The sequence below is a fragment of the Microcoleus anatoxicus genome (assembly GCF_042465725.1).
GTDB lineage: Bacteria > Cyanobacteriota > Cyanobacteriia > Cyanobacteriales > Microcoleaceae > Microcoleus > Microcoleus anatoxicus.
This window is the reverse complement of the sequence record NZ_CP120853.1, coordinates 6,032,685-6,051,969: the sequence shown is the minus strand read 5'-3', so window position 1 is coordinate 6,051,969 and position 19,285 is coordinate 6,032,685. Positions and strand designations below refer to the sequence as shown.

At 44.6% G+C, this 19,285-nt stretch carries 16 protein-coding genes and 1 pseudogene; 10 read left to right on the top strand and 7 right to left on the bottom strand.

Annotation, left to right across the window (positions count from 1 at the left end):
- Positions 1-116: 116 nt before the first annotated feature.
- The gene (locus P2A85_RS26305; RefSeq protein ID WP_377476276.1) at positions 117-611 is read left to right on the top strand and encodes a hypothetical protein; all 495 of its coding nucleotides are present in this window, start codon (positions 117-119) and stop codon (positions 609-611) included.
- On the opposite strand, the gene P2A85_RS26300 is transcribed toward P2A85_RS26305, so the two are convergent.
- Positions 605-1,090 carry a hypothetical protein gene (locus P2A85_RS26300; RefSeq protein WP_377476274.1) on the bottom strand — a complete coding sequence of 162 codons (486 nt, stop codon included), beginning with the start codon at positions 1,088-1,090 and terminating at the stop codon, positions 605-607. The genes P2A85_RS26305 and P2A85_RS26300 overlap by 7 nt on opposite strands.
- A 30-nt stretch (positions 1,091-1,120) precedes the next feature.
- Here P2A85_RS26300 and P2A85_RS26295 point away from each other — a divergent pair, with 30 nt between their 5' ends.
- The 3 genes from P2A85_RS26295 (at position 1,121) to P2A85_RS26285 (ending at position 3,269) form a co-directional block, all read left to right on the top strand.
- Positions 1,121-1,807, top strand: coding sequence for a hypothetical protein (locus P2A85_RS26295; protein ID WP_377476272.1), 687 nt, complete (start codon positions 1,121-1,123; stop codon positions 1,805-1,807).
- Positions 1,808-2,084: 277 nt separating this feature from the next.
- Positions 2,085-2,384, top strand: coding sequence for a putative quinol monooxygenase (locus tag P2A85_RS26290; RefSeq protein ID WP_377476270.1), 300 nt, complete (start codon positions 2,085-2,087; stop codon positions 2,382-2,384).
- Between the two features lie 78 nt (positions 2,385-2,462).
- Positions 2,463-3,269, top strand: a complete 807-nt coding sequence (locus P2A85_RS26285) for an MOSC domain-containing protein (protein WP_377476269.1) — start codon at positions 2,463-2,465, stop codon at positions 3,267-3,269.
- Between the two features lie 19 nt (positions 3,270-3,288).
- On the opposite strand, the gene P2A85_RS26280 is transcribed toward P2A85_RS26285, so the two are convergent.
- Positions 3,289-4,254 carry a DNA polymerase III subunit delta' gene (locus P2A85_RS26280; RefSeq protein WP_377476268.1) on the bottom strand — a complete coding sequence of 322 codons (966 nt, stop codon included), beginning with the start codon at positions 4,252-4,254 and terminating at the stop codon, positions 3,289-3,291.
- Between the two features lie 3 nt (positions 4,255-4,257).
- Positions 4,258-4,920, bottom strand: a complete 663-nt coding sequence (tmk, locus tag P2A85_RS26275) for a dTMP kinase (protein WP_377476267.1) — start codon at positions 4,918-4,920, stop codon at positions 4,258-4,260.
- 106 nt (positions 4,921-5,026) lie between these two features.
- On the opposite strand from tmk, the gene P2A85_RS26270 reads away from it, so the two are divergent.
- On the top strand, positions 5,027-5,374 hold the full coding sequence (locus P2A85_RS26270; protein WP_340525136.1) for a hypothetical protein: 348 nt from the start codon (positions 5,027-5,029) through the stop codon (positions 5,372-5,374).
- Positions 5,375-5,548: 174 nt separating this feature from the next.
- Here P2A85_RS26270 and P2A85_RS26265 read toward each other — a convergent pair whose 3' ends face one another.
- Positions 5,549-8,008, bottom strand: a complete 2,460-nt coding sequence (locus P2A85_RS26265; RefSeq protein ID WP_377476266.1) for a heavy metal translocating P-type ATPase — start codon at positions 8,006-8,008, stop codon at positions 5,549-5,551.
- 416 nt (positions 8,009-8,424) lie between these two features.
- On the opposite strand from P2A85_RS26265, the gene P2A85_RS26260 reads away from it, so the two are divergent.
- Positions 8,425-9,000, top strand: a complete 576-nt coding sequence (locus tag P2A85_RS26260; RefSeq protein WP_377476265.1) for a TerD family protein — start codon at positions 8,425-8,427, stop codon at positions 8,998-9,000.
- Between the two features lie 309 nt (positions 9,001-9,309).
- Here P2A85_RS26260 and ctpC read toward each other — a convergent pair whose 3' ends face one another.
- A complete protein-coding gene (gene ctpC / locus P2A85_RS26255) occupies positions 9,310-10,665 on the bottom strand; it encodes a carboxyl-terminal processing protease CtpC (protein WP_377476264.1) in 1,356 nt (451 codons plus the stop codon).
- Positions 10,666-10,991: 326 nt separating this feature from the next.
- Between ctpC and xth the strand changes: the two genes are divergently transcribed.
- Positions 10,992-11,777: an exodeoxyribonuclease III gene (xth, locus tag P2A85_RS26250; RefSeq protein WP_377476263.1), complete on the top strand. Its 786-nt coding sequence runs from the start codon at positions 10,992-10,994 to the stop codon at positions 11,775-11,777.
- 97 nt (positions 11,778-11,874) lie between these two features.
- On the opposite strand, the gene P2A85_RS26245 is transcribed toward xth, so the two are convergent.
- Both P2A85_RS26245 and P2A85_RS26240 read right to left on the bottom strand, forming a co-directional pair.
- Complete coding sequence (locus P2A85_RS26245; protein ID WP_377476262.1) at positions 11,875-12,492, bottom strand: CP12 domain-containing protein; 618 nt, start codon at positions 12,490-12,492, stop codon at positions 11,875-11,877.
- A gap of 434 nt (positions 12,493-12,926) precedes the next feature.
- A pseudogene (locus tag P2A85_RS26240) lies at positions 12,927-13,103 on the bottom strand (RNA-guided endonuclease TnpB family protein); the annotation flags it as partial.
- A gap of 245 nt (positions 13,104-13,348) precedes the next feature.
- Here P2A85_RS26240 and glpX point away from each other — a divergent pair.
- The 3 genes from glpX to P2A85_RS26225 all read left to right on the top strand — a co-directional run bounded on the left by glpX (position 13,349) and on the right by P2A85_RS26225 (position 19,275).
- On the top strand, positions 13,349-14,386 hold the full coding sequence (glpX, locus tag P2A85_RS26235; RefSeq protein ID WP_340525050.1) for a class II fructose-bisphosphatase: 1,038 nt from the start codon (positions 13,349-13,351) through the stop codon (positions 14,384-14,386).
- Positions 14,387-14,589: 203 nt separating this feature from the next.
- A complete protein-coding gene (locus P2A85_RS26230) occupies positions 14,590-15,882 on the top strand; it encodes a glutamyl-tRNA reductase (RefSeq protein ID WP_377476261.1) in 1,293 nt (430 codons plus the stop codon).
- A 387-nt stretch (positions 15,883-16,269) separates the two neighbouring features.
- Positions 16,270-19,275, top strand: coding sequence for a UPF0182 family protein (locus P2A85_RS26225; RefSeq protein WP_377481734.1), 3,006 nt, complete (start codon positions 16,270-16,272; stop codon positions 19,273-19,275).
- The last annotated feature ends 10 nt before the right edge of the window (positions 19,276-19,285 follow it).

Below are 19,285 nucleotides of genomic sequence, written 5' to 3'. Positions count from 1 at the left end.
CGATCGACACAATTGGAGATTTGCGATCGCCCATGTTACATTTTTGAGGTATCAGACAAAATCTTCTGGTTTCTATCCTTCGATCTTCCATCACAAATTCTAGATTTTTTATTATTATGCTGACGCATCACCGCAAGCCTGTAAGTCTATCACTGATCTCCACAGATTTACCCCTATGGTCAGTCGTTGAAACTGCTGGTACACTGTATCAAAAAGACACCGATCGCTTTCACTTATTGTTGCACGAACCAGCCATACTCGATCGCACATTTAGCGATGGCTCGAACGAACCAGTTTCTATCTTACCAACTACTACAAAACCGCGGTTGCTGTGGCTAGAAGTTTCCCCCTATCGAGTAGTGATGACTATGCAAGGAAACGGCAAATACAGTTACCGTCACTGCTGGGAGCGAGGGATGTACGGCCTGAGTCGTTATTGGCTTCAGGGAGACTCCCTAGTAACTCCTGAACAGTTACGGCTTCGCAACTTCACCCGCCAATTAATTCTCACAGGAAAGCCGGAACCGGAACACCTGCGATTAGAATACGAACTGTGGTCGGAAAAAGTGCAACTAGGTCGATATATTTTGAATTTAGAAATCCATCATTGACTTTTGCTCTTACAGTAATTAATCAGTTTCTGAGTCACAGCATCTTGAGTGGCTGCGGCTTCATTGGCCTGCTGTCCAGCTTTGATAATATCTGCTTGAGCTTTTCGGATTTGCTCTCGACCTTCTATACTTGTAGAAGCACGATTTCCTGCCTCAAGAGCTTTGCCCATGTCTCCAATTGCTTGACCCATTTCCCGGAACGATTTAACTGACTGACTCTGAAATTCTTTGAGGTTGGTGTCTGTCAGTGACACAGACTCTAATTCTTTCGATGTCTGGTTTAAGTCTTTAGCTAAGTTCTTGGTAGTCCCTGTATCGTTGCTGTCTTTTTTAGTTTCAATCAGTGCGTTGCCTTTAGTGACAATTTCTGTCAATTTAGTACACTCGACAACTCGGTTGTCTTTTTGGCAACTAACAGTTAACAAACAGCAAGCAGCAACGAGCGGAATGATGGCAATTTGTTTTGGTAAAAAGTACATTAATCCTCACTACGTCCCTATTTAGGAACTATGGTAAAAAACAGCAATAACCTACAGAAAGGTAACATTTGGGGATATCTTACCCTACTTTTGCCTATTTCCTTAACGGCGGTTGCCAGTTTTGAGTCTGGAGGGATGTTTTGGACGATCGCCACCGCCGCAGGTATGGGTTGGGCTTACAAGCTGTACCAGCAGCAACAAAAACAAAAAATCGCTCATTTAGACTCGGTTTTTTACCGATTAATCAAGGAAAATCAAGGGCGAGTCACTGCTTTGGATTTGGCAATGAATGCCAAACTCCCTGGAGCCAAAGTTCAAGAATATCTAGACGAGCGCGCCTCTGAGTTTGGTGCAGATTTTGAAGTGACTGAGCAAGGCGGAATTTTGTATTATTTCCAAATAGCTCCTACTGGGAATCTAGCCGAAACAACTCCTGGGGAAATCGGAGAAATTCCTGTCAAAGCAGCAGAAACAAATCCGCAAAAAGTCTCAATGAAAAGTCCTGATTTATTCCCCATTTCGCCCAAAACAGCCACTACCAATCCCAAAATATCTTTTACCCAGACGGAACTATCCCGCAGATTTAAAGTTCACGCTAGCACCATCGGTAAGTGGAAACTCAAGCCAGAGTTTCCCCAGTGGAGCAGCGAAAAAGACCCAGAGGCGATCGCCTGGGAATATTCTATCAAAAATAAGCGCTTTTATCCCAAAGATTAAGTGGACGGGGAGGGTAGGCACGCACCATCCACTACCCCTACAAAACGATGATTTGTCACCAGAATGAAACAGCCCTGCCCCCAAGGGGGGAAAAAAGGGGGATTTCAAGAAGCTTCCAGTCCCCCCCTTCTTAAGGGGGGCTAGGGGGGATCGAGATATGTGCAGCCTCATAAAAAATTGGTATAAATCTCAAATTTAAAATCTCAAATCCATTGACCTTTTTGGGTTATGTTGAGTAAAATCAGATTATTTGTACTTCTCTTTTTTTCTAGCTCCTATGTCACAACCAACCTTGCGAGTAGTCGCACGCCTCGTCGCCTTTCCCGAAAAAGTAGCCGAACTTAAATCCCTGTTACTGAGCATTATGGAGCCAACTCACCAAGAACCGGGCTGCATCAAATACGAACTGCTACAAAATCAGGCAGACCCCACCGATTTTACCTTTGTTGAAGAGTGGGAAAGCTCCGATTTACTGGAACTACATCTGGCTTCAAATCACATTCAAGCCGCTGTCATGAAATTAGAAGGTTTAGCAGTTGCACCGCCAGATATCCGTCGCTATGAATTGCTAGCTTGAGCGACTGTTGAAATCTAATTTATTCCTGTTAGTAACCCATTTTTTTCCTCATAGTTGAATTTACCTGGTCTTAACAAGATGACAACACCAACCATAAAACAATTATTTACTTACCCCATCAAAGGTCTGACACCGCAACCAATGTCAGAGTTGGACTTAACATCAGGACACGGCATTAAGGGCGATCGAGCTTTTGCCTTAATCTTTGCAGATTATATTGAAACGGACAAAAACCTCACGGAAAATTTGCCTTGGATGAGTAAAAAACATTTTGCTGTCCAAAACGATTGGCCGGCTTTAGCAGCCCTATCCTGTGAGTATGAACCAGAAACAGCAGTTTTAACAGTTAAGCATCAAGGAGTTGAAGTATTAACAGCAGCAACAAATACAGCAGCGGGGCGCGATCGCATTAGCAGCTTTTTTAGCGAATATCTAGCCACCATTGAACCCACAAAGGAAGCCAGACACCCGCAACGCTCACCTTTGTATTTAGCAGGAAATAGCAGTGGCGAAACTCGCTATCCTGACAGAGAACCCGTACACATTTCTTTACTCAGTCAAGCAACACTAGACCAATTAACAGCAAGGGCCGGTAGCCACATTGATGTAGCCCGATTTCGCCCGAATATTGTCCTAGAAGGTATGGCACCTTGGTCAGAATTTGAGTTAATTGGTCAACATTTTCAACTAGGTAACGCACTAATTGAAGTTACAGCACGAATTGGTCGCTGTGTCAATATAGAAGTGAATCCCGAAACGGGCGATCGCGACATTGCCCTACTCAGTTTACTGCAACAAGAATTCGGTCACGCACAAACCGGTGTGTTAGCCAAAGTAATTAATAGCGGTCATGTTAAACTCGCCGATGCTTTAACTGCTCTCTAGCTAAGTTTCCCAGTCAAAATTACAAAGATTGACAAATTCCCATTAATGTGCATTCCCAAACCAATCGTGGCTGTACATAGTTGAGTAAATATTGTCGCGCTTTTTCTAAAGGCTCTAAGGGCGATCGACTAATTCCCCCTGCCAAAAATTGCTGCCAGTAACAGTGCTGTAAATAATCGATTAACCATAACTGAGATTCAGTATCCAAAGTTTTATCAATTTCCTTAGCCAATTCCAACGCCGATCGCAAATTTTGAGGCAACTGCTTAACTTTTTGTAACAAATCATCCGGCATCGATTGCAGTTGCCGCCAAATAGCAATGGCCTCTCCAGGACTTCCCTGGGCCATTCCCATCACCTCAGCATGGGACAAAATCTCTCCAAATCCCCTTTGCTGCAATACCAGTGCCATCGCTGCGGGATTCAGGCGATTAAACTGAATTTTTTGACACCGCGAAATCAAGGTTGGTAACAAAGATTCCACAGTCGGAGCCATTAAAATTAGCGCAGCTTTTCCCGGTTCTTCCAAAGTCTTCAATAAACCATTCGCCGCCCCCTCACCCATGGTTTCTGCTTGTGACAACACGACAATAGAACGGGCCGATTCTAGGGGTGGTCTACTCAGAAAATCACCGATTTCTCGCACCTGTTCTAGTCGAATTTGGGGCGGTGATTTCCGCTTCAAGCCCGCTTCCTCAGCTTCCTGTGCTGACAGCCGCTTGCCTTGATTCATGTAAGTTGGTTCTACCCAGAGCAAATCTGGGTGATTTCCCAGGCGCACGCGGTTTTGCACCGAAGCTATTAATTTTGGTTGTGTCAGATTTGCCGAGAATAAAAGCTCAATAAAACACCGAGCGGCTAAACTTTTGCCGATCCCGTTAGAGCCAACAAATAAATAGCCAGGAGCAATGCGGTTGCCAGAGACGGCTTGAGTGAGTAATTCTACTGCCTGGTTTTGTCCGATTAATGATTCAAAATAATCCATAATTCAAAATTCCGAACTCTTTCCATATCCCCAAGCGGCTAACTTACTACTTAAGATAGTTTGAATTTCCTGGGCGACCTCATCCTCGGTGCGATCGGCATTTATGCGCATAATTCGATCCGGATTTTGTCTAGTCAACTCCGCAAAACCTTGTTGCACCCGCTGGTGAAATGCCAAATCAGCTTGCTCCATGCGATCGCACTCTCCCCTAGCCCTAGCCCTCCCTAACCCTTTTGATACATCGATATCTAGCCAAAAAGTTAAATCACTTTGCAAGCCACCAGTAGCAATGGCGTTCAGTTGCTCAATTAAGTCCAAGTTAAGCCCGCGGCCGTAACCCTGATAAGCAATAGTAGAATCAGTAAAGCGATCGCACAAAATCATCGTCCCCTGGGCTAACTTCGGTTTGAGAAAAGTTTCGACGTGCTGACTGCGATCGGCAGCATACATCAGTAATTCCGCTCGATTTGATACTAATTCCTCCGAGCCAGGCTCCAGTAATAACCGTCTGAGTGCCTTTCCCAGTTCAGTCCCCCCAGGCTCACGAGTAGCAGCAAAATTTTTGATTGTAAAGCAGTTTTTTGGCAGCCAATGTATCAACCGCTGCATTTGTGTAGTTTTTCCTGCACCTTCAACTCCTTCAAACACGATCAGTTTCCCTGCCATGGACTTCCCTTTGAATTTTGATAAAATAAATCGTTATTGCACTGTAAATATCTTCGATGTTAGGTATGATGATAATGTCTAAATGCCTCACCGCGGGAGTTTTTTTATGGCTCGTTATACTGGTTTTTTTATCGTTGCCGTCCCCATTGACCGTCTCCGTCACTCTTTGATTGAGATTTTAGAGTCATGCAATCTTGATATTATCTACAATACAGGAGATTCTCTCATGGCTCGCGAACTTCCTGGTCAAGTTTCTATACCCAAGCTCGTCACCGCAGAAGTCCTAATTGAGCAAAACACGAGCAGCGATTCAGAAGTTCGCATGAATTTCGTGATTAAAAACGAGGAACTGCCCCTCAAAACAAATAACCACTGCCGTCAAATGTTTGAGCTAGTCACTCAGTCGATTATGAGCAACCGTAACTGGCGGCTCTTAGAAAGTATGGCACTCTAGTCATTAGTTATTGGTCATTAGTCATTAGTTATTGGTCATTAGTCATTAGTCATTAGTTCCTATTTTGCTTGAATTCAGCCTTCAGTATCCATACTTTCGGCCTTCTGCCTTCTGGAGGAATGAGTTCTTGCCTAATGACCAATGACTGAGGATTTTTACCTAAAATCGGTAAATTTAAGGCCGAAATTCGCGACGCAGCAGCAAAGAATTGGTAACAACGCTAACAGAACTAAAGGCCATAAATGCACCAGCAGCCGCAGGGCTGAGTAAAATTCCCATCGCCGGGAGTAAAAGACCAGCAGCTACCGGAATTCCGAGCATATTGTAACCAAAAGCCCAAAACAGATTTTGGCGAATCTTCTTCAAAGTAGCGCGACTAAGTTCGATCGACTCCACAACATCCATCAAAGCATTTCGCATCAGGACAATCTGAGCAGTTTCAACAGCTACATCAGTCCCACCATGTAACCCCACACCAACATCTGCTTGAGCCAAAGCGGGAGCATCATTAATTCCGTCACCCACCATCGCCACTTTCCGGCCTTCGGCTTGCAAAGCCGCGATCGCCCTTGCCTTCTCGAACGGCCGCACTTGGGCCAAAACATCCGTCGTCGGCAAATCTAACTGGTTGGCGATCGCAAACGCCGCCCCAGGCGTATCCCCCGTCAGCATCATCACCCGCAATCCCATAGCCCGCAAACGCTCCACCGTCGCCTTAGCATCCGGTCTGAGAGTATCTTTTAGCCCGATTACCCCCAGCAAAACGCGCTCACAAGCCACATAAACCGCCGTTTTGCCTTGAAAAGACCCACACAATTCCGTGGCAATAGCCACCCCCTGCTGCGTCATCCACTCGGCATTCCCGGCGAACACCAGTCGGCCCTCCACCACAGCCGAAACCCCCAATCCCGGTGCCGTGTAGAAATCCTCAGCAGCCAGCAGTGGCAAAGCTTGTTGTTGAGCTTCCCGCAAAATCGCTGCGGCGACGGGATGACAAGAACCCCTTTCCACAGCCGCGGCGATTTGCAGAAGTTGGGAGTCAATGGTACAACAGGCATCTTGCCTGTGGGTAACATTCAAATCTGAAGTCCCATCCAACCCAGAACTCTCAAAAATCGGCAAATAATCTGTGAGTGTGAGCTCTCCGGTAGTCAAAGTACCAGTTTTGTCAAAAACCACCGTATCTAATTGATGTACCCGTTCCAAAACATCACCACCGCGAATCAAAAGTCCCCTCTCCGCCCCAATCCCAGAACCAACTAAAATTGCAGTTGGGGTAGCCAGTCCCAAAGCACAAGGACAAGCGATGACTAAAACCGCGATCGCCAATTTCAAACTTAACAGCAAAGGTGATTGGTAATGACTAATTGGTAATTGGTTTCCCATCCCCATTGTCCCATGGCCCATATTCATTGCCCCATGCCCTAAAAGCACAGACGGCCACAGATGAGTTCCGGCAAAATACCAAAATAGGAAAGTTAAAGCCGATATCGCCATTACCCCATAGACAAAATATCCCGCCACAGTATCCGCCAAATTTTGAATCGGCGCTTTCCGAGTTTGGGCCGCTTCCACCAAAGCCACCATTTGAGCTACAGTAGTTTCCTTACCCGTGCGAGTTGCCCGGATCACAATCGCCCCGGATTGATTGATAGTTCCCGCCGCGACTGGATCTCCTGTTTGCTTCAAAATCGGCATCGATTCCCCAGTCAGCATCGACTCATCTATGGTTGTTTTACCTTCGCAAACTTCCCCATCAACCGGAATTTTGTCCCCTGGTAAAACTTGCAGCCATTCTCCGACTCGGACGCGATCGGCTGGAATTTCAATATATTGTGGATTGTAGACCGGAGATGGCGAGTCCAAATCTAAAATCGGCAATTTAAAATCAACTAAGCGCGCAGTAGCTGGTTGGAGTGCGATTAAAGCTTGTAGCGCTGATGCGGCGCGCTGTCTAGCTTGCTGTTCCAAAGTTGTCCCCAATAAAATAAAGCCCAGCAGCATCACCGGTTCGTCAAAAAAGCATTCCCATCCCATCTGGGGAAACAGCAGTGCCACGTTGCTAGCGGTGTAAGCTGTGACAGCGCCTAAAGCTACCAGAGTATTCATATTCGGTGCATTTCGCCACAAACTGCGGCACCCGTCAACTACAATTCGGCGCCCAGGTAGTAGTAAAGCCAGGGTTGCGAGTCCCCAGTGAAACCAAATATTGCTTAAAATTGGGGCTTTTGTTCCCAATACGTGACCTGAACCTGAGAGAATAATTAAGATTAGGGCGATCGTTAATTGTCCTATTTGCTGTCGAATTTCTTGCTGTCGCCTTTCAATTATCGCCACCTCCATTTCTCGCTGATTTCCACCTGCGCGAGATAGACTGGGAAATCCATTATCAGTTAACTTTTTGGCTAAGGCGTCAGCATCCACCGCCCCCGGTTCGCACTCAACCGTTGCTACTTCTACGGCTAAGTTAACGCAAGCTGAAATTACCCCTGAGTATTGCATTAGTTGGCGTTCAACTGCCTTGGCGCAGCCTGCACACTTCATACCACTGACATCGAAAGTCACAATTTCAGGTGGTGAGGATTCTTTGACTGAGATGATTGGCGATCGCATTTCAGGAACCATGTTTGCCATAAATTGCCTGGGAATTATTTAGAATTGATTACAATATCTTGGTATTGGTCATTTTTTTAACAGACATTTCCCAAAAAGCCTGTTAAGAACCGGTATCGGGCCTGTTCCACAAGAAATAATGATGGGGGATGTCTAATCTACTTCATGGATAAATGTCTGTACTTTGAGAGTAAATAAAAAAATCGCCATCTACCGAAAGTGTTAGCTTTTTTTAAGCCTTGGCATTTTTGAGTGATATAAAATCCTCTCTTCATCGTCCTGTATTAAACTCTCTCTTCTCGAACTTCGCGTACTTCGCGCCTTCGCGGTTAAATCACCTGACGATACAACCGGAATTGATAGGAGGAGGGAGAGAGTGCCAATTACCCATTACCCATTACCCATTGAAATTAGAGTGTAGGAAGGAACCCAGACAAATGAGCGTACAATTAATTAAAGGTGACAGATTCAATCTTTCTCAAGAATTTCCCAACTTAAAAAGACTGGTCATCGCTTTGGGTTGGCAAGTCAATTCATCATACAAAAACTGTGACATTGATGCTTCAGCATTTATGTTAGGCGCTGATGGCAGAATTCCCCACGAAGACTATTTAGTATTTTATAATAATCCTAAATCCCTAGATGGTGCTGTGAAACAATCCGGCACGGATAAATCTTCGCCCAGAAAAGGATACATTAACACCCTCTACAGTGTAGATTTATCTCTAATCGATGCCACTATTGAAGAGATTGTGCTGATTGTAACTATCCACGATGCTGAATCCGTAGGATTAAATTTTAGCAAAATCCAGAACGCCTTTATTAGTCTATACGATCGCGATCGCCAAACGGAATTGACTAGGTACGAATTAAAAGAGAATTTTACATTAGAGACAGCTTTGGAATTTGGACGTTTGTATAAAAAAAACCGAGAGTGGAGGTTTCAGGCCGTAGGACAAGGATATAAATCAGGATTGCGAAGTTTTGTGGAAAAATATTATGTAGAAAAGTGATGGCTAAAGTCCTCACTACCCACCAGGTTTGTAATGAGGACTTTAGCGCTTCTGACAGCAAGTTTTTGTGAACAACTAAGTAGAAGGAAGAAGGAAGAAGGCCCTTCGACTCCGCTCAGGAACCGCTTCAGGAAGAAGGGGGGAAGGCCCTTCGACTCCGCTCAGGAACCGCTTCAGGAAGAAGGAAGAAGAACCCCCCCCTGCCCCCCCCCAAGGGGGGAAGGAAGAAGGAAGAAGATCGAGGTGAACAATGGTCATACAGCAAGCTTTTTAGCCACCTGTATCTTACGTTAAATTAGGTGGATTTACTTACTTAGATTTAGCCGGTGCAGAACTTGGCTTAGCCTGGGCCGCATTCGCTTTTGGTGGCGCAGCATTCGGTTTCGACTCAGCCTTCTGATTTACTGTTTTACCAGTCACTTTCTTGGTCAAAACTTCCAAAGCTTTCGCATACTGCGGATCTGCATTCGTACCGATTTTATCCCGATCGCGCCTCAATTCCTCTTTTTGAGCTTCGGTGAGTTCAATTTTAACATCAGGTTCAATGCCCAAGTGGTTGATATCCCGCCCACTGGGAGTAAAATATTTAGCGATCGTCACAGCTAAACCCGAACCATTTCCCACACCACGTACCGACTGCACTAAACCTTTCCCAAAGGTCTTTGTTCCCACCAAAACCGCCCGTTTGTTGTCCTGCAAAGCACCCGAAAGAATCTCGCTAGCACTAGCAGAACCCCCGTCTACCAGTATCACTAAAGCTTTGTCAGTAATCGCTTTTTTATTGGCAGTTTGTCTATCCGTCTCGCCGATTCGATCGACCGTAGAGACGATCGTACCTTCTTGGAGCCACATCCGAGCAATCTCAATACTCCCATACAACAACCCGCCCGGATTGGAACGCAGGTCTAAAATATAGCCTGTCACTTTTTTCTTTTCCAAATCCTGAAGGGCCGATCGCATTTCCGATCCCGCATTTGCACTAAACTGATTCAGGCGAATATAGCCGATTTCACCCATCGGACTTTTCTGTACCAAATGTCGCACCGGATGAATTTCAATCTTCGCCCTTTTCAGCTTAAATTGTATTTCCTTATTATTGCGGATAATAGTCAGTGTCACCTCAGTGTTAACCTGACCGCGAATCAAATTTACCGCTTGATTCGTGTCCATCCCCTCGGTAATCTTGCCATCTATTTTACTAATAATATCTTTTGCTTGAATCCCCGCTTTAAAAGCCGGACTATCCTCAATGGGCGAAATCACCACTAATTTCTTAGTTTTCTCATCCTGAGTCAACTGAATACCCACTCCTGTTAATTCTCCAGAAGTGTCAACCTGCATATTTTTGAACTCTTGCGGGTTCATAAACCTAGTATAAGGATCGTCTAGCTTTTTGAGCATTTCCCGCACGGCCTTATAAGCATCCTCATCACTGCTATAGGTCCGGTTCAAATAATCCTTTCGTACTGCTTTCCAGTCAACCTGATTAAAAGTACCATCCACATAACTTTTGTCAATAATCTGCCAAACTTCATCAACCAACTCTTTGGGACTACCCCTAAAAGAAGCCAGAGATTTAGAACTGCAACCAGTGTTGACAAGAGTTACAGCAGTCAGTACCACCGCTGCTGCACTTAGAACAAGCCCTCGTTTTGTGATAACCATTTGTCTGACGCGCCGGAGGTGAAGAGTTGACAATAATTATGCTCAATCTAACACAAGCAAGGCCCTGTCGCAGTTGAGGCACTTAGATTATTCAACTTTGCCTCCTTTGATTTCCGAAGTAGAGGTTGCTCAATCTGGGGGTTGAGACCCCACAACCACCTTTAATTCTTCTGGAACAGGGCCGACACCCTAACTCAGAATGGTACAGGATGTGAAGCCTGTTTCAACACCCCAGAAGTGATATGATATTTTTCTTATGAAAGCTCAAACCAAGCGTTCAGTCGATCGCCATTGCAGATTAGACTTGCGTACCTTAAACTATCATCGTGAAAATCGCCACCTGGAACGTCAACTCAATCCGCACCCGCATCGAACACGTCATTAACTGGCTCGAAGCAAACCCTGTAGAAGTTTTGTGTCTGCAAGAAACCAAAGTTATAGACAAAGATTTTCCCCTGCAACCCTTTCTCGACATCGGCTACCACTGTTACATCTCCGGCCAAAAATCCTACAATGGTGTGGCGATTTTGAGTCGAGTTCCCATGCAGCAAGTCAGCGCCGGATTTTCACCCATTCTCGGTGAGGAAACCGTCGGCACTTTTGACGAACAAAAACGCCTCATCACCGGCATCATCGACGATATTTGTATTATTTCCGTATATGTTCCCAACGGTTCAGAAGTGGGATCGGAGAAATATCAATACAAGCTACATTGGCTGAAATTGTTACACAAATACTTGAAAATTGCTCTTGACAAATCACCTAATTTGTGCATTTGTGGAGACTTTAATATCGTTCCGGGCGATCGAGATATTTACGACCCCAAAGCTTGTGCTAACTCCGCCGGCTTATCAGTCCCAGAGCGCCTCGCACTCACATCCATCATAGAATTAGGATTGAGTGACCCCTTTCGTAAATTCACCTCAGAAGGTGGCCACTATAGCTGGTGGGACTATCGCGCCGCCTCATTTCCTCGCAACAAAGGCTGGAGAATTGACCACCATTATCTCAGCTTGTCTCTCTATGAAAAAGCCAAAAACTGCACCATAGATATTAATCCCAGGAAACTCATCAAACCCAGCGACCACACCCCGGTAATTGTCGAATTTTGATCGATCGCGACTTACGCAGGGATAGCCAGAAACCGGGTTTGATAGACAAAAATACACCAATTACAGCCCGGTAAACAACCTTTAAGACCGCACTAACTTAGCTGTCGTAGATCCGAGCTTCAGCCGCGTCTGGATTCTCCTCGCAATACTCGTCAAAAGCCGTTTTATCCAGCTTCTGCGATCGCTGGTGAGAAGCCTCAGCCTGCATTTCCTCTACAATATCCCAAGCTACCGCGCACTCTCTAGAAGTCACACCTTTTTCGGCACAAATAGTTCTGGCATCGGCGATCGCCTTTTCTATTTCTTCCTCAAATAAAACACTCTTCGGCTTCTCCAGAAAATCGCTTTTTGTCAATATATCCGTTACCGAAATAATGCCAACTAACTTATCCTGAATCACCGGAGCCCGACGGATGCGCGTATTCGCGAACAACCGAGCCACATATTCCACGCCCAAGTCAGGATTCACCGTAATGCACGGCTTGGTCATAATCTCAAAAACGCGGACTTTTTTCGGGTCTACTCCGTAGGCTGCTACTTTATAGACAATATCCGTTTCAGTCACAATGCCGTAGGCATCTTGTTCGTGGCGGCGTTCCACAATCAACGCGCGCAAACACAGCTCGTTCATCATCGCTACTGCTTCGGCAACAGTTGCCGAACCGCGAATGGTCACAACGTCTGTGGTCATAATATCTTGGGCTTTCATCATCATTTTTTATGACTCCCTGCTAATTAAATCTACCTCGATCGTGTCAAGAAAAACCTTTTCGGTAAATTTTGATATTTATTTATTTCGTTTTCTCAAAATTGACCACAATCTAATCCTGGTAAATTTAATGTGAATTTTTTTTAAAAGCCTCAAGATTGAGACCAGACATTTTTAGTATGGCTATCTTTTTAAGGATAGACTTACTCAAATAACTATTATAGCCTAGTCGATGAATATTTTTATCAAATTTTATGTAAAGTTTTTTAAACATTCCCTCCCCCCGAACTCTTGTAATAGTATGAGTTGCCCAGAAACAGTAAATACACTTAAATTTTGATTGAAAAGGGTGTGCAGACGGTTGCCAGATACTTTTTCGCTCTAAAACTTCACAACCAATCACAGCCCACTAGGCAGGAGGCTCATTGACATACCCCTGCCTAAAGGCGAGGGGATTCTTGATTCGCAGGGATTCCAATGAATTTACCCTCAGCAAGCATCTTGACCGTATGCCCTACGGCTGCAAGTCCTCTAATTAGAACTACTTGAGCGGCTGCAACATCTCTGTCCGTTGTATAGCCGCAGTCCGAGCATGAATGAGTACGCTCATCAAGCTCCTAAAAGGACGGGGCTTGCACCCAAATTTTCGGTCAATCCGATCGCCCAAGATGGCTCAGGTTTTTCCACTCTCTCCCACTCTCCTATGGATCATTTTCCCACTGTCGGGTCTGCAAGAAGCAAAAGTTAACACAAACTAACTCAAGACTTACGCTCGCACAGATCCCCGCCTCTGATAAACTTGATTGCTGGGAGTGCAAAAAAAGCACAAGGCACGCAGGACTCAGTTGGGAGGATATAGTTCGTGGACAATGCAATCGGTTTAGAGATTATCGAAGTAGTAGAGCAGGCAGCCATCGCCTCAGCTCGATTGATGGGCAAAGGCGAGAAAGATGAAGCCGACAGAGTGGCTGTAGAAGCCATGCGCGAGCGGATGAACAAAATTCATATGCGCGGTCGCATCGTGATCGGTGAAGGGGAACGCGACGACGCACCCATGCTTTATATCGGGGAACAAGTGGGTATTTGTACTCGCGAAGATGCCCAAGATGTCTGCAACATAGATGAATTGATCGAAATTGACATCGCTGTTGACCCCTGCGAAGGTACTAACCTAGTGGCTTACGGTCAAAACGGTTCCATGGCAGTTTTAGCAATCTCCGAAAAAGGTGGTTTGTTTGCTGCTCCCGATTTCTACATGAACAAATTGGCTGCTCCTGCGGCTGCCAAAAATCATGTAGATATTCGTAAGACACCAACCCAAAACCTCAAAATTATCTCTGATTGTCTCGGCCGCAGTGTTGAGGATTTGGTGGTAGTGGTGATGGACCGCCCTCGGCACAAAGATTTAATTAATGAAATTCGGCAAGCGGGTGCAAGAGTTCGACTGATCAGCGACGGCGACGTCTCAGCAGCAATTTCTTGCGCGTTTTCTGGTTCTAATATCCACGCACTTATGGGTATTGGTGCAGCACCGGAAGGTGTGATTTCAGCAGCAGCCATGCGCTGTTTGGGCGGTCACTTCCAAGGGCAGTTGATTTACGATCCGGCTGTTGTCAAAACTGGTTTGATCGGTGAAAGTAAAGAGAGCAATATCGCTCGACTTAAAGAAATGGGCATCACAGACCCAGACAAGATTTACAATGCTGAAGAATTGGCATCGGGGGAAACAGTTCTGTTTGCAGCTTGCGGAATTACTCCCGGAACGCTGATGGATGGAGTTCGCTTCTTTGGTGGCGGCGCTCGTACTGAAAGTTTGGTAATTTCTTCTCAGTCCAAGACTGCTCGGTTTGTGGATACAATCCATATGTTTGACCAGCCGAAATCTCTGCAATTAAATTAGTCATTAATTAACAGTTAACAGTTAACTGTTGGCTTTTGCCTCTTGACTGTTGGCTGTCAACAAGCCAACAGCCAACAGTATGCTGTTGGCTTGTTGACAGTTGACTGTTGACAGTCACCGGTTATTAGCAATTAGGGATAAACTAAACACTAATGAGATGTGACTGTTGACAAGTAAAAAATAAATAGTGACAAACCACAGATATGAATATTGCAGTTGTAGGTCTTAGCCACAAAACAGCGCCGGTTGAAGTTCGCGAAAAACTGAGCATTCCAGAACAGAAGATTGAAGGGGCTATAGCCCAATTGCGTAGCTACCCACATATTCAAGAGGTTGCTATTCTCAGCACTTGCAACCGCTTAGAAATTTATATTGTTACCACCGAGTCAGAACCTGGTGTGCGGGAAGTTACTCAATTCCTGTCAGAATGCAGTAAAGTTCCTTTACAGTCTTTGCGACCTCACCTGTTCATCTTACTCCACGAAGATGCGGTAATGCACCTCATGCGAGTTGCTTCTGGTCTTGACAGTTTGGTTCTCGGAGAAGGGCAAATTTTGGCTCAGGTGAAACAAACTCACAAACTCGCTCAGCAGTATAAAGGTGTAGGCCGAATTTTGGAGCGCTTGCTTAAGCAAGCCATGACAGCAGGGAAACGTGTTCGCACAGAAACCAGTATTGGTACCGGTGCGGTTTCAATTTCTTCGGCTGCGGCGGAACTGGCTCAACTCAAAGGTCAGCATTTAGCAAGCAGCCGGATTGCGATTATCGGTGCTGGTAAAATGTCCCGACTTTTGGTGCAGCATTTGCTTTCCAAAGGAGCTAGCCATATTGCGATCGTCAATCGATCGCTCCGTGGTGCCGAAGAATTAGCCAGCCTGTTTAAAGATGCCACATTACATTTATATCAGCTTTCAGAAATGATGTCGGTAATCGCTAGTTCCGACTTGGTTTTTACCAGTACCGCTGCTACCGATCCGCTCTTAAATAAAGCTAAATTAGCAACTGTCTTAGCACCCGATCGCCCTTTGATGTTAGTGGACATTTCTGTCCCCCGCAACGTCGATTCTGATGTAAAAGAGCTAACCAATGTCAAGTCGTTTAATGTAGACGACTTAAAAGCTGTGGTAGCTCAAAATCACGAAACCCGCCGCAAAATGGCAATGGAAGCTGAGGGCATACTCGAACAAGAAGTAGCAGCTTTTGATGTTTGGTGGCGCAGCCTGGAAACTGTTCCGACTATTAGCTGTTTGCGCGATAAGATAGAATTGATTCGGGAACAAGAGTTAGAAAAAGCTTTATCGCGTTTAGGTTCAGAGTTTTCCGAGAAACATCAAGATGTGATTGAATCTTTAACCAGAGGGATTGTGAATAAAATTTTACACGACCCCATGGTGCAATTACGCGCTCAGCAAGATATTGAGGCACGGCGACAAGCAATGCAGACTTTACAAACACTCTTTAATTTGGATGTGGATGTCAATCAGCAGTATAGCTAGTTGATTTTTTGCCCTAATTCCCAGGCTCTGCCTGGGGATTATTTCCCTCTGGTTTTCATGCTTATTTTTTTTGAATTAAAATAAAAAAAAATCGTCATTTTTTTAAGCTGAAACGCTTGACTTTCCCAAAGTGATAACCTATTATTAGATAATGGGAGTGGTGGCAATTTTTTTATTTTTGCCACCACTCCCATTATCTAAAATATACCATAAAAAAATCCCCAAAGTCAATAGCTAATCCTTGTTTTTTAGGGCCGAGCAGTTATTGACAGTAACAGAAAATTTGCGCTCTATACTTATTGAAAAAATAAAAAAAGGAAATATTTAACCGTAGATTCACCCCGATGAACTGCGGCAGATATTGATAGTGGCGAGAAGTTGAAGATGATGACTTTGAACAGGCGAATTTATCAAATAATTCTACTGATTGCGAGCCTAGGGCTGGTGATGGAGTTAGTTACCAGGTTGGTAGCAGAAATTCTGTGGTTTCAGGAAGTTGGATATCTTCAGGTTTTGCTGTTGAGACTGAAAACTCAAGGGTTGCTAGGGGTAATTCCCACTGCTATTTCTGCTGTTTTTTTGATGGGGAATTTAGCTTTAGCCCGTCGCCTCAAACATCCGACTGAGGAAACCAAGTCGCCGAATTTGGGGGCGTTATTTGCTTCAGTAAGTCTCACAAAAACGGAGCAGAATTATCAATTATCTTTGTCTCAACCTCAACAGGCATTTCCCTGGTTGCTGTTGTGGTTATTCGGATTAAGCGCGATCGCAGGTTTGATGGTAATTCATTGCGGGCTGTTAGCAGCAGCTAGCCTCGCGGATTTCAGTATAGCCAGCGCAGTGCCTGCCGGGCCAATTAATTTGGGATTTGAGTCCATCGGGCAGCTCTGCGTGCAGTTATTTTCTCATTGGTGGCACTTGGGCTTACTGCTGGGACTGATGTTAGCCATGACAATTAAGCCGGATTTTTGGCTGCGGGCGATCGCCATTTTTCTCAGTTTGGCGATCGGCATAATTACCGCCAGTCGCTGGACAAAAGTCTTGCTCTATTTCCACCCCATTAAATTTAACACCACTGACCCTATTTTCAATCAAGATATTAGCTTTTATGTATTTATTCTGCCCATATTAGAATTGTGCGCCTTCTCACTGACTGTGGTATTTTTGTATGGTTTAGTATCTAGCACTTTTACCTATTTACTATCTGCAAACAGCTTGAGTCAAGGAATCTTGTTGACGTTTTCGCGATCGCAGCAGCGACACTTATATGGCTTAGGCTCACTTTTGATGCTAGCCATCGCCTTCCTCTATGGGCTAGCTCGTTACGAATTGCTGTACTCGCGGGGAGACGTTACTTACGGGGCTAATTATGCTGATGTCACAGTGCGACTGCCCTCCTATGGATTTGCCAGTGTTATGGCGATCGCGATCGCACTTTATATGCTCTGGTGTATAGGTAAATTAAATATGAAAAATAACCGCTTTAAATTGCTTGTAATTAGTTTGGTGATAAACTGTTTATTGTTAAGTTATTTACTACCATTTATCGTACAGGTTTTAATTGTAAACCCCAATGAGATAGCGAAAGAAAAACCATATATTGAGAGAAGTATTACCTTTACTCAACAAGCATTCGACCTCAATAAAATAGAAATAAAAACTTTCGATCCAGAAGGTAAATTAAGCTATACAGACTTGGAAAAAAATCAGCTTACTATCAGCAATATCCGCCTGTGGGACAAACTGCCACTACTGCAAACCAACCGACAGTTGCAACAAATTAGACCTTATTATAAATTCTTAGATGCTGATATCGATCGCTACACAGTTAAAAACCAAAAAACCAAAAAACAAGATACCTACAGCCAACAAGTTATTCTCGCAGCTAGAGAATTAGACTACACAGAAGTTAGTCCCGAAGCTCAAACTTGGGTTAACGAAAACCTCGTATACACTCACGGTTATGGCTTTACTCTTTCTCCCGTCAATACTATCGGTGCCGGCGGTTTACCCGATTATTTTGTCAAAGATATTGGAGTTGAAGCAACACCCCAGACGGCTTTAGACATCACTAGCGATCGCCTTCGAGCCAGTATACCCATCGGGCACCCCCGCATTTATTACGGCGAAGTCACCGATACCGACGTGATGGCACCTACCAAAGTTAAAGAATTCGACTACCCCAGCGGTGAAGACAATGTTTACAATACATACACTGGTAAAGGCGGAATTGCCATAGATTCTCTGTGGAAACGCTGGTTATTTGCTAATTATCTCAAAAATTGGCAAATAGCTTTCACCCGCAACTTCACACCAAAAACTAAGTTATTGTACCGCCGAAACATTAACAAAAGAGTACGGGCGATCGCTCCTTTTTTGCGCTACGATTCAGACCCCTACTTAGTAGTAGTCAACGCCCAGATTAGTCAAACTAATTTCCGAGAAAAAGCAGCCAAGAAAACAACCAAAAATATCCAGTCTTCCCCCTCACTCAATCAGAATTATCCCAACTACCTTTACTGGATTGTCGATGCCTACACTACCAGCGATCGTTATCCCTATTCCGATCCCGGAAAAAATGAATTTAACTATATCCGCAACTCGGTAAAAATAGTCATTGATGCCTACAACGGCTCTGTACACTTCTACGTTACCAACCCCTCAGACCCGATAATCAACAGTTGGATGGCTATTTTTCCAGCACTCTTCAAACCTCTTGACAAAATGCCTCCGGCTCTCCGCAAACATCTCAGATACCCAGCAGATTTATTGAGCGTTCAATCCGAACGCCTGTTAACCTATCACATGGAAGACCCTCAAGTATTTTACAATCGAGAGGACTTATGGCGAATTCCCAATGAAATTTACGGCAGCGAACAGCAACCAGTAGCACCCTATTATTTGATTACGAAACTGCCGACAGAAAAATCAGAAGAATTTATTTTGTTACTGCCATTTACCCCTGTCGGTAGGAACAATTTAATTGCTTGGATTGCGGGTCGATCCGATGAGGGCGATTACGGAAAATTGCTACTGTATCAATTTCCCAAACAGCGATTAGTTTATGGTCCAGAACAAATAGAAGCTTTAATCAACCAAGAGCCTGTTATTTCCGAACAAATATCTCTGTGGAATCGCCAAGGCTCAAAAGCAATTCAAGGAAATTTATTAGTCATTCCCATCGAGCAATCTTTACTGTACGTTGAACCTTTGTACTTAGAAGCCGAGCGCAATAGTTTGCCCACTTTAGTAAGAGTCATTGTTGCCTACGAAAACCGCATTGTCATGGCCCAAAATCTGGACGCAGCACTAAAAGCACTATTTCAGCCTCAAGCTATCAATAAACCCGCCATCGTCCGACCTGTAGAAGGAGCAACACCGGCTTTAAACTAATACTATTAGC

Bases quoted from the DNA above. Each gene is read 5' to 3' on its own strand.
- P2A85_RS26305 (WP_377476276.1), top strand. From the start codon at position 117: ATGCTGACGCATCACCGCAAGCCTGTAAGTCTATCACTGATCTCCACA.
- P2A85_RS26300 (WP_377476274.1), bottom strand. From the start codon at position 1,090: ATGTACTTTTTACCAAAACAAATTGCCATCATTCCGCTCGTTGCTGCT.
- P2A85_RS26295 (WP_377476272.1), top strand. From the start codon at position 1,121: ATGGTAAAAAACAGCAATAACCTACAGAAAGGTAACATTTGGGGATAT.
- P2A85_RS26290 (WP_377476270.1), top strand. From the start codon at position 2,085: ATGTCACAACCAACCTTGCGAGTAGTCGCACGCCTCGTCGCCTTTCCC.
- P2A85_RS26285 (WP_377476269.1), top strand. From the start codon at position 2,463: ATGACAACACCAACCATAAAACAATTATTTACTTACCCCATCAAAGGT.
- P2A85_RS26280 (WP_377476268.1), bottom strand. From the start codon at position 4,254: ATGGATTATTTTGAATCATTAATCGGACAAAACCAGGCAGTAGAATTA.
- tmk (WP_377476267.1), bottom strand. From the start codon at position 4,920: ATGGCAGGGAAACTGATCGTGTTTGAAGGAGTTGAAGGTGCAGGAAAA.
- P2A85_RS26270 (WP_340525136.1), top strand. From the start codon at position 5,027: ATGGCTCGTTATACTGGTTTTTTTATCGTTGCCGTCCCCATTGACCGT.
- P2A85_RS26265 (WP_377476266.1), bottom strand. From the start codon at position 8,008: ATGGCAAACATGGTTCCTGAAATGCGATCGCCAATCATCTCAGTCAAA.
- P2A85_RS26260 (WP_377476265.1), top strand. From the start codon at position 8,425: ATGAGCGTACAATTAATTAAAGGTGACAGATTCAATCTTTCTCAAGAA.
- ctpC (WP_377476264.1), bottom strand. From the start codon at position 10,665: ATGGTTATCACAAAACGAGGGCTTGTTCTAAGTGCAGCAGCGGTGGTA.
- P2A85_RS26245 (WP_377476262.1), bottom strand. From the start codon at position 12,492: ATGATGATGAAAGCCCAAGATATTATGACCACAGACGTTGTGACCATT.
- P2A85_RS26230 (WP_377476261.1), top strand. From the start codon at position 14,590: ATGAATATTGCAGTTGTAGGTCTTAGCCACAAAACAGCGCCGGTTGAA.
- P2A85_RS26225 (WP_377481734.1), top strand. From the start codon at position 16,270: ATGACTTTGAACAGGCGAATTTATCAAATAATTCTACTGATTGCGAGC.